The 9,291-nt window shown below is 58.9% G+C and carries 8 protein-coding genes; 3 read left to right on the top strand and 5 right to left on the bottom strand.

Features of this window, described 5'->3' with window-relative positions; all coding sequences use genetic code 11:
• On the top strand, positions 1-1,943 hold a 1,943-nt coding region (locus tag BGIM_RS55805), incomplete at its 5' end, for a DUF1570 domain-containing protein (protein ID WP_193789077.1).
• 131 nt (positions 1,944-2,074) lie between these two features.
• Here BGIM_RS55805 and BGIM_RS0144150 read toward each other — a convergent pair.
• From BGIM_RS0144150 to BGIM_RS0144140, 3 genes are all read right to left on the bottom strand, one after another.
• Complete coding sequence (locus BGIM_RS0144150) at positions 2,075-2,347, bottom strand: hypothetical protein (RefSeq protein ID WP_020475987.1); 273 nt, start codon at positions 2,345-2,347, stop codon at positions 2,075-2,077.
• A 113-nt stretch (positions 2,348-2,460) separates the two neighbouring features.
• On the bottom strand, positions 2,461-4,197 hold the full coding sequence (locus BGIM_RS0144145) for an NADPH-dependent assimilatory sulfite reductase hemoprotein subunit (protein WP_020475986.1): 1,737 nt from the start codon (positions 4,195-4,197) through the stop codon (positions 2,461-2,463).
• 264 nt (positions 4,198-4,461) lie between these two features.
• Positions 4,462-4,713 carry a hypothetical protein gene (locus BGIM_RS0144140; protein ID WP_157369902.1) on the bottom strand — a complete coding sequence of 84 codons (252 nt, stop codon included), beginning with the start codon at positions 4,711-4,713 and terminating at the stop codon, positions 4,462-4,464.
• A 367-nt stretch (positions 4,714-5,080) separates the two neighbouring features.
• On the opposite strand from BGIM_RS0144140, the gene BGIM_RS67980 reads away from it, so the two are divergent.
• Positions 5,081-5,203 carry a hypothetical protein gene (locus BGIM_RS67980; protein ID WP_261340003.1) on the top strand — a complete coding sequence of 41 codons (123 nt, stop codon included), beginning with the start codon at positions 5,081-5,083 and terminating at the stop codon, positions 5,201-5,203.
• Positions 5,204-5,429: 226 nt separating this feature from the next.
• Here the strand turns inward: BGIM_RS67980 and BGIM_RS0144130 are convergent, their stop codons facing one another.
• Both BGIM_RS0144130 and BGIM_RS0144125 read right to left on the bottom strand, forming a co-directional pair.
• On the bottom strand, positions 5,430-5,729 hold the full coding sequence (locus tag BGIM_RS0144130; RefSeq protein ID WP_020475983.1) for a hypothetical protein: 300 nt from the start codon (positions 5,727-5,729) through the stop codon (positions 5,430-5,432).
• Between the two features lie 256 nt (positions 5,730-5,985).
• Positions 5,986-6,441: a tRNA (cytidine(34)-2'-O)-methyltransferase gene (locus tag BGIM_RS0144125; protein ID WP_020475982.1), complete on the bottom strand. Its 456-nt coding sequence runs from the start codon at positions 6,439-6,441 to the stop codon at positions 5,986-5,988.
• A 393-nt stretch (positions 6,442-6,834) separates the two neighbouring features.
• Between BGIM_RS0144125 and BGIM_RS55800 the strand changes: the two genes are divergently transcribed.
• Positions 6,835-9,153 carry an FtsK/SpoIIIE family DNA translocase gene (locus BGIM_RS55800; protein ID WP_020475981.1) on the top strand — a complete coding sequence of 773 codons (2,319 nt, stop codon included), beginning with the start codon at positions 6,835-6,837 and terminating at the stop codon, positions 9,151-9,153.
• Positions 9,154-9,291 lie beyond the last annotated feature (138 nt).

Raw genomic sequence — 9,291 nt, 5'->3', positions numbered from 1 at the left:
TGGGCGGGAATCTTGGAAATGGCGGGATTCCCGGCGTTCCTCCTGGTCTTCCTCCCGGCCCCGGCGGGATGGGCGGCGTTCCCATGCCCCCCGGCGGGATGGGCGGCGGTGGATTCGGGGCGTTTGGTTTTTCCGGCGGCCAGCCCGGCGGCATGGGCGGCCAGCCGGCGGGGAATCATCCTCCGGTGATGAGCAAATATGCCCTCGGGGCAGATGAATACGTTACGGTGGTTGTCGAGGCTCAAGGAGGCGTTCATCAACTTCGTCCGCAAATCTTCCGGCAACAATTCATCGGCGGCCCCAAGGACGTGACCCACGTGTTGATCAATCACGTCTGGGGCACGACGTTTCTCGACGCACATGCCGACGGAATCGTGCTGGACCTGAACCGGCTCGCCACTCCGAAGGAACAACTTGCCATCCGCCACAAGGTGATGAAGGACTTCAGCCCGGACAAGCAGTTGGACCTCGCCGAGTGGTGCCTGACGGTCGGCCTGCCGGATGACTGCATGGCCACGATGGACAAACTGTCCACGAACACCAAGGCGATGGAAAGCCCCCGGATCAAACCGGTGCTGGATGCTTATGTCAAGGTCAAGGAAGTGATCGGCGCCAACATTGCCAAATTGGACAAGGCGAAGGTTTGGCAGGAACGGGTCGGCTATCCATCGGTCACCGCCAGCAAACACTACGCCATCATCCACACGGATGGCATGGAGGACAGCGCCAAGCGCCGGCTGGAGTTCCTGGAGGACAACCTCAAGACCTTCTATCTCTGGTTTGCCATGCGGGGCCGGGCCCTGCCGGGGCCGACGGAAAAACTGCCGTCCATCATCGTCGCCGACACCGTGGAATTCCGCAAATATCGCGAGGCTTTCGAGGCGACAGACCTCGTGGCCGACGGCTTCCACGCCCGCCGGGAAAATCTGGCGATCTTCAGCGGACGCCGACTGGACAAGGCTTCGGTGAACTTCGAGCAACTTTTGAAGGATGTCCACCGGGATTACAAAGATGCCGACCTGTTCCAGAAGACGTTGACGGAACCCCGGAGCAAAGTCGCCGTCAAATACATCGAGTTCGCGCGGGCTTCCACACTGGCGTTGGTGGACAAGGCCCTGCAACGGGAATCGGAAATCGCGTCGGCCACTCACGAAGGAACGCAACAACTGTTCTCCGAAACCGGGTTGCTCCCCCGGACCGTGATTGCCCCGGAATGGGTGCGGTTCGGCCTCGGCGCCCTGTTCGAGATGCCCAAGGGACCGTTCCCCGGCGGGGCCGGCAAAGTCAAGGTGGCCTTCTATCGCGGCGGCGGCGGACCGAACTGGGCCTACATGCGGTATTACGAGGAAATGCGAGACCGGGGGATCATCAAGAAAGACCCCATCGGCGACTTCATGAACACCGTTTCCGACAGTAATTTCCGGGAGGCCCGGCAACTGCACTTCGAGGACGCAAACATCGACGGCGAAAGCCGGCAGACGATGTCCGAGAAGATGTTTGCCAAGGCCCGGACATTTGCCTGGTCGCTGGTTTACTTCATGGCGAAGGAACGATTCCCGCAATTCGAGAAGTTCCTCCAAGAAATGGCCAAGTTGCCGCGTGACGCGGAACTGGACGAAGAAGCGACAATCACCGCCCTCGCCAAGGCGTTCGGCTACGCCACCTCCGGCGTCTCCGGGGTTGACTCGGCCGACAAGCGATTCTTGATTATCGCCGTCGACTGGAAGAACTACATGGAACGCCAGCAATCTCCATCCCGGCAGCTCAAGGTGGATTCGCTCGTCGTCCAAGGCGACCCCAACGGACCGGTCGACGGCTTCCCTGGCGTCAATCCCGTGGGTCCCGGCGGTCCGGGCGGCTTCCCCGGAATTCCGGGTGGCCCTGGCGGACCGGGTGGCTTCCCTGGAATTCCGGGCGGTCCTGGTGGTCCCAACAAAAATTAAGTGAAGAGCAGTGATTGATGGTCTCAAAGGGGGGAACCAATTGGTTCCCCCCTTTGTTTTCCATGGGAATAGGCAAACAAAAAGGGAGCCATGCGGCTCCCTTTCAACAAACCCAAGTAATGTCTTCCACGTTACTCCGACACTTCACGGGGGGCGATGGCCAGCACTTCGCGGCCGTCTTCGGCCACTGTGGAGACGGCTTGCACGTCTTCGCTGGAACAGCAGGAATGGACCGCTTCGCTCCGCGAGAGATCACCACAGCAACTGGAAGTTGTGGTGTCGGCTTCCGTCTTTTTCGACGACATACAGCAGGAATTGTGGCTTGTGCCGTATTGGAAGTACACAACCCCGCCCACAGCGATCACGCCGATTCCCAAGGCTCCGGCCAGAATCTTCGAGAACATGTGCCTGCTCCTTATATGGACGTTATGCCAAATATCTAAGATATTGTCTCATGAATCGGACTCCTGTCAACAGAAACTCTGGCACCGGCAGGCAAGAATCCAATCCTTCAAACTCAAATCGCTTTCGGCAGCGGCAGATTCAGAATGCCGCAAAGGCTGGCGACGCCCTTGCGCTGGCACCAGTCGCCGAACGGTTCTCCGGATTTACGTTCGGTCTTGTACAGGCCGAGCAATGTCTTGGAATATTCCAACACTTTGTCCCGGTGAACCAAGTCTTGGAGCAAGAAGTTCAACTGGTCGCCTCGGGTGGTCCCGCCGACGAACATCGTGTATTTTTCGCCGGTGCGACCCACCAAGCCGATGTCCGAATTGTACGGCCGGGCACACCCGTTCGGGCAGCCGGTCATGCGGATGCTGATCGCCTCGTCCACGAGGCCCAATTCATTGACGATGCCTTCCATCTGGTCAATCATACCGGGCAACGCTCGTTCGGATTCGGTGATCGCGAGGCCGCAGGTCGGGATCGCCGGGCAGGCCATGCTCCATTTTTGGACCAGTGAGAGGGTTTCCGGCTTGGGGATGCCATACTCGTTCAGCAGGCTGTCCACGGCCGGACGGTCGGCGGTGCTGATGTCACAGATGAGCAAGTCTTGCTGGCCGGTCACACGGGCGCCAGCCTTGAACCGCTTGACGATTTCGCGGATACCGCTGCGCAGCCGGTAAGATCCGTCGTCCTTGATGCGGCCGTTTTCGACGCTGAGGCCCAAGAACCATTTGCCGTTCCCCTGCGGATGCCAGCCGTGGTGCAGGTCCACGCCCGTGATCGGCAGATCACGGGGCGAGACGAGGGGCTTGTCCCAGTATTTTTCCTGGAAGATTTCGCGGACCTTCGCAATCCCCATGTCGTGAACCACGTACTTGAGGCGGGCGCGTTTCCGATTCGCCCGGTTGCCGTGATCGCGGAAGAACTTGATGACCGCCTCGGAGGCCGCGACGACTTCCTCGGGTTTGACAAAGCACAGGGCCTGCCCGAGATGCGGGAAGGTATCCGGCTTCCCGGATGTGCGGCCGAAACCGCCGCCGATGACGACGTTGTAACCGACAGTCTTGCCGTTCTCGATGGCCGCGAGAAATCCCAAGTCGTTTGCGTACAAATCCACGCAATTATCTTGCGGCAAGCTGACACACGCCTTGAACTTCCGGGGGAGATAGACCTTCCCGTAAATCGGCTCGACGCCGTCTTCCTGCTCGGCATCCGGGCTTTGCTTGACGCCGTTCAGCCAGACATCGTGATAAGCGTTTGATTTCGGGGCGAGATGGGCGGCGATTTCATGGGCCAGCCGCTGGGCTTCTTGGTGGGGCTGGTCGTTCAAGGGGGCGGGGCAGGCCATCACATTGCGGTTCACGTCCCCGCAGGCCCCGAGGGTCGAAATCAAAACGGCGTTGATGTCCTGAATCGATTGTTTCAGGTTCCCCATCACGATGCCGTGAAACTGGATGCTCTGCCGGGTGGTGAGGCGAAGGGTGCCGTTGGCGTGTTTGTCGGCGATTTCATCCATCGCCAGATATTGATCGGCCGACATCACCCCGCCGGGGAGCTTGAGCCGGATCATGAACATGTAGTGCTTGCCGACACCGGCCTTGTCCCGGTTTTTGCGGGCGTCGCGATCTTCTTGTTGGTAACTGCCGTGGAATTTGAGGAGTTGCTTGGATTCCTCGTTGAAATGGTCGGCACCGGACGCCATCTCGTCGGCCAGCGTTCCGCGGAGCCAGCGGCTGGCCGTCTTGATTCCTTCCACTTCCGAGAGTTTAGGTTCTGTCGTCGGGGGGGTCGCTGTGTCCGTCGCCATTATTGTCCCTGAACCGTTCGAGTTTCCAAAAGTGTTCCCTGCGGAACGCCTCATTTAATTGTAGGGATGAGGAAAGAATGACCAAACCCCGTCCCCCGGCACATGGCCGGAGTTGGCCATTGCTTTCATTGGGTCTCTTCCACCATTCAAACCGTTTTCGACAGCCAACAACAACTAATCTCCGCATCGCTAACGGAGAATTAGAGGGCAAAACCGGGGGAAGGGATCGCGGGATTGGAGACAATCTCCAAAATTGATTGCGGCTCAACCGGGCTGGCTGGCGGTCTTGCGGCGCTTTACGGGCAGGTTCCGGCGATCTTCCTCGGCCACTTGGGCGGCGATCACCCACATTTCCTGCCTCTTTTCCTCGGCTTTGACCGCCGCCCGGTAGATGGGGACAAATCTCGCCTCAAGGCGGAGGCCATGATGCTCGGCCGCGTGACGGATGATGTCGTTGGTGGTTGCCTCGGAGCCCAATTGCACGATGGCTAGTCGGGTGGCTTCGATGTTGGTCAAGGTGTTTCCCGGTGGTGTGATGTCCGACACTCATATTTGAACCGGCAAACCAAACATTCACAATCGGAACCCCGGCGGGAAAACGGGCAATGTCGGCCGGACGGGGAACTTCCGCCGGTTGCGGGGATCATGATGGCGAGAGACTTGTTTCAACTAGACCAAAGGGAAACGCCTACTCAAACTGTTGTCAAAACAAACCCGCCGCCTGCGTAGCTTACGCGATCTTTGCGGGTTGTTCTGGCACCGGTCCAAACTCGCACGAATTGAAAAAAATCCCTCGCGCAAACCACGGGAAACATGGCGTCATGCAGGTACGAAACGAGGGGGCATCGAACGAATGCCCCGAATCACTGCAAGGATGCGAACGATGAACACTGAAATTCTCAACGGGTTGCAATGGTTCGGATTGGGCATCGGCATTGTGATGGTGCTGGCCGTTTTGGAACACCTGATGCGAACGCTGACCAACTATGGAACCCGTCAGGCGTAATTCGGATTTGCGATGTGTTTTCCGTCCGAGGCGGTTGTGTCGGCGACGCCCAGTCTGAACCGGGGAAGTGACCAAGGACAGGGCAGGCCACTTGAGCGCAGGACGCGCGGGCGTCGCTGACACAACCGCCTTCGACGGAAAAACACCAAAAGCCCGCCGGGCGGGCGAGGGTCGGCAGGAAGCCGCTAACCCCTCGCTCGCCCGACGAGCTTTTTCTTTGCCTCTCTCACGCCGCGATGGCTTCGACGGCGGGGGATTCGCTCAACTTCACTTCGCCAAACTTCTCCCCGGCCGAATCGTAAAAGAGAATCCGATGCTCCTCCCCGGCCCACACGGCCGACGTCTTGAGCATTCGCGGCCCCTCCACATGAAATATCAACCCGCACGGCTTGCCCCGTCGCCGAACCTCGGCCCGGTACAGCGGCGTTTGCGCCGGGTCCAGTTGATCGTGCGAACAAAGCATGTCCCGCACGAAACGACCCAACGCCTCGGGCGTCGGCAAAGCAACCACGGACGACTCGGCCATCTTTCAATTCCCCGGCAGTGCGGATCACGCGAGGGGAAATGACCAATGACCAATGACCAATGACCAATGACCAAACTCAGTCAGCCGCCACGAACAGACAGCGAAATTCCATCATGTCGGTTGCCAAAGTTTGGTCATTGGTCATTGGTCATTGGTCATTGGTCATTCCCGGCCGGGAAAGATCGGAAAACGGGGTGATTGGGGTTGTGCCGGTGTTTCCGCAGGAGAGGCAATTCTGGAAAGAACCGTTCCGGTCTTACCAGTTGTTCGTTTGGCGCAGGGCATCGTAAAGCACGATGCCCACTGTGGTAGCGAGGTTCAGACTGCGAACTTTGCCGGTTGGCATGGGAATGCGGAATGTGCGGTCGGCGAAGCGTTCCCGGATGCTTTCGGGAAGCCCCTTGGATTCGTTGCCGAAGAGTAGACAATCGCCGTCTTGGTAGCGGGCCTCCGTGTAGATCCGTTCGGGGTTTGTTTCGATGCAAATGATGTGTTCGGTTCCCACGACGGCCTCAAAGTCCGCGAAGGTGTCGTGGTAGCGGATGTCCACATGCGCCCAATAATCCATGCCCGCCCGCCGGACGGCCTTGTCGGAGGTGGAGAAGCCGAGTCGGCCGATCAGATGCAGCGTCGAACCGGTGGCGGCGCAGGAGCGGGCAATGTTGCCGGTGTTTGGCGGGATTTCCGGCTCCCAGAGCGCGATGTGGATCATGAATTTGGGTTATAGGGATTTGGCCGGTCGCGAGGACTCCCGGAACAGGTGTCCCACACTTCGAGGGTCGGTCACCGGTGAGTTGAGGGCATGGGTGAGGTAAAACTAATCATGGAGCAGGCAAGTCAGGCCAAGAGAAAACTAACCACAAAGACGCAAAGATCGCACAAAGTTTCACAAAGAAAAAACAGATCGAAATAAGCGAAGGAAAAACCGGAAGGAAGCAAAGCCAGATCAAGAATGAGATTTGAAGGTGATTTTGCTTTGTGTTTTTTCTCTGTCTTTGGCTTCTGCTTTGTGCTTGGTGAAACTTTGTGTGATCTTTGCGTCTTTGTGGTTGGTCTTTGCCGCTCTTCGTTTTGAATAGCCCGTTGTCGCCAAGAGTATCGCACCATGTCGGGACGCCCCGCCGGGACAGGCCCGTCTTCTTTTGTCATCACGCTGGTCGCCGGGGGCGTTCTCGCCGCCGGGAGCGTGCTGGGGGGACCGTCGCCGGAAGCGGCCTCGCTTCCTGGTCTGTTCCCGCAACCGTTCGGCCCGGCCGGGCATTGGCTGCGCGAGCAACTCATTGAACCGGTGGGGGCGGGGGCGTATGTTTTCCTCGTCGGCTGGCTGGCCCTGTCGATCACCCTTTTCTTCAACACGTCGATCCGTTCATTCGCCGGTCGGTTTTCCGGTTGGATGCTGCTGGTGGCTTGTGCCAGCCTGATTGCGGACCGCGCAGGGGTGGGCTCGGCCGCCGGGCCATTGGCCGGGCCGGGGGGAATGATCGGGGCGATGTTAAATGGCTGGCTGTCCGGTCATTTTAGCATCGCCGGATGCGTGCTGGTGCTGGTCGCCGGGATCATGCTTGGCGTGTTACTCGCGGCCGATCACGGCGTCATGGCCCTCATTGATCTGATCTGCTGGACCGGGGCGACGACCCGGAAAATCGGCCCGTGGGCGCGAGGCCGCCTTCGTCGAAAGCCGGTTGTCCCTGTGGTGGTCCCCCTGCCGATGCCGGAACCCGAGCCGGTGATTTTGCCGATCAACCGCTCGCTACGAATCAATTCACACCGCGAAACCAAGCCGGACATCGATGTCCTTGCCCCCACCCCGATCCCCGGCGTGCCGTTGAAGCCGGACACGGTTCCGATTTCCAAATCCGTCAATCAGCGGGTGGAACGCACCCCACCGCCGAACCGGATGAGTTACGAGTTGCCGCCGTTTGAATTGCTGGACGAACCGGCCGCTTCCAAGGGGGAGGATGAAACCCACCTTCGGATGGTGGCCTCGCTGCTGGAAAAGACCTTTGCCGATTTCGGGCTGACCATCAAAGTCGTCGGTATCCACACCGGCCCGGTGGTCACGCAGTATGAAATCGCCCTCGAAACGGGGCTGAGGGTTTCCCGTGTAACCGCCCTGTCAGATGATTTGGCGCTGAATCTGAAAGTGCAGAGCGTTCGCATCGTTGCCCCGCTGCCCGGCCGGAACACGGTGGGCATCGAAGTGCCGAACGAACACCGGGCCGTCGTCCGTTTGAAAGAGTTGATTAACTCGGCCGGGGCAAAGGTGGCCAAGTGCAAACTCCCGCTGTTGCTCGGCAAGGACAGCGAAGGTCGGCCGCTGGTGCAGGACATGGCCGACATGCCGCACTTGCTGATCGCCGGACGGACGGGAACCGGGAAATCGGTGTGCTTGAACTCCATCATCGTAAGCCTGCTGCTGACACGAACACCGGAAGAATGCCGGTTGTTGATGATTGACCCGAAGCAGGTGGAATTGGCCGAATATGGCAAACTTCCCCACCTCATGCACCCGGTCGTCACAGACAACAGCAAGGCCGAGGCGATTCTGTCGTGGGCCGTCGACAAAATGGAGCAGCGGTACGAACTGCTGCGGAAGGCCCGCGTCCGGAACATCATCGGATTCAACGAGCTTGGCCGGGATGAGATCGTCAAACGGATCAAGCCCGTCGACCAAGCCACCAAGGACGCCCTGCCGGATCGGCTGCCGTACATTGTCATCATCGTGGACGAAGTCGGCGATTTGATGATGGCGATGAAAAAGGAAGTTGAAGGCCACATCATCCGGCTCGCCCAAAAATCACGGGCGGCCGGCATCCACCTGATCCTGACGACGCAGCGGCCCACGGTGGACGTCATCACTGGCCTCATCAAATCGAACTTGCCGGCCCGGATTTGTTTCCAAGTGGCCGATCGTTCCAACAGTCGCGTGGTGCTGGATGAAGTCGGGGCCGAAAAACTTTTGGGCAAGGGGGACATGCTGTTCCTTCAGCCCAATACCAGCACGATTGTGCGGGCGCAGGGCTGCTACGCTAGCGACGATGAAATCCTGCGAGTCGTTTCGCATTTGGAGGTCGAAGACCCGGAATTCGACAACGAATTGCTGAGCCTTGCGGAGAAAGATTCCGAGGAGAACAAAGCCCCGGCCGGGAACGCAATAGAGAACGTCAAAAAACGGGATGCCTTGTATGAACAAGCGGTAGAAATCGTCATCCGCGAAGGTCGGGGAAGTTGCTCCTTGTTGCAACGGGCCTTGGGCGTCGGCTACGGCCGCGCCGCCCGCCTGATTGACTTCATGGCCGAGGACGGGATCGTCGGCACCTACAACGGCGCCCAAGCGAGAGATGTGCTGTACACTTCAGAACAATGGAACGCGATGCGGAACGGGACGGTGGTGGAAGGATCGGAACTCAGAATCCCGGAATAAATAGTCTCGATAGCCCACACGAAAAGCACAAGAAAGCAAGTGTTCGACGATGGCCTTGACGGCTCTCGTCGAACACTTGCTTTCTTTGTTGAGAATGCCAACGTGTGAAACGAAAAAAAGCCCGGTCGTCTTTCGACG

The sequence above is a fragment of the Zavarzinella formosa DSM 19928 genome, assembly GCF_000255705.1.
Lineage (GTDB): Bacteria > Planctomycetota > Planctomycetia > Gemmatales > Gemmataceae > Zavarzinella > Zavarzinella formosa.
The sequence above is the reverse complement of the archived record's forward strand: the minus strand, read 5'-3'. Positions and strand labels throughout refer to the sequence as shown.

Coding starts and splice junctions, on each gene's coding strand:
- BGIM_RS0144150 (WP_020475987.1), bottom strand. CDS start 2,347: ATGTTCTCGAAGATTCTGGCCGGAGCCTTGGGAATCGGCGTGATCGCT.
- BGIM_RS0144145 (WP_020475986.1), bottom strand. CDS start 4,197: ATGGCGACGGACACAGCGACCCCCCCGACGACAGAACCTAAACTCTCG.
- BGIM_RS67980 (WP_261340003.1), top strand. CDS start 5,081: ATGAACACTGAAATTCTCAACGGGTTGCAATGGTTCGGATTGGGCATC.
- BGIM_RS0144130 (WP_020475983.1), bottom strand. CDS start 5,729: ATGGCCGAGTCGTCCGTGGTTGCTTTGCCGACGCCCGAGGCGTTGGGT.
- BGIM_RS0144125 (WP_020475982.1), bottom strand. CDS start 6,441: ATGATCCACATCGCGCTCTGGGAGCCGGAAATCCCGCCAAACACCGGC.
- BGIM_RS55800 (WP_020475981.1), top strand. CDS start 6,835: ATGTCGGGACGCCCCGCCGGGACAGGCCCGTCTTCTTTTGTCATCACG.